This window comes from Burkholderia sp. SIMBA_062, from assembly GCF_046534765.1.
GTDB lineage: Bacteria > Pseudomonadota > Gammaproteobacteria > Burkholderiales > Burkholderiaceae > Burkholderia > Burkholderia ambifaria.
This window is the reverse complement of record NZ_JAWRYD010000557.1, coordinates 1-241: the sequence shown is the minus strand read 5'-3', so window position 1 is coordinate 241 and position 241 is coordinate 1. Positions and strand designations below refer to the sequence as shown.

General features: G+C 63.9%; 1 protein-coding gene. It reads right to left on the bottom strand.

What is annotated here, in order from left to right; translation table 11 throughout:
- A partial coding sequence (locus SB786_RS37440; protein ID WP_410731742.1) for a hypothetical protein occupies positions 1 to 241 on the bottom strand: 241 nt, incomplete at both ends.

The following is a 241-nucleotide window of genomic DNA, read 5'->3' as shown; positions in this document are numbered from 1 at the left end:
CTCGTTCATGGCCATGAGCCGAAGGTGAACCCGACAGAGTCTCTCCGGACGACTGTGTCCCGGGCTGAAGCGGTGCTCCCCCGCCCGGCGATGTCCCAGCAGCATCCAGCGAACGGGCGGGCTGCAGCGGCTCGCTGTTAACCTGGTCAGTCCTTGCGTCGTAGTTACGCATGATTTCCGGCTCAAGCCGCTCGTGCATAAATTCGGTGGCCGCGCCCTGCGCGCTTCTGACGTTGGTCAG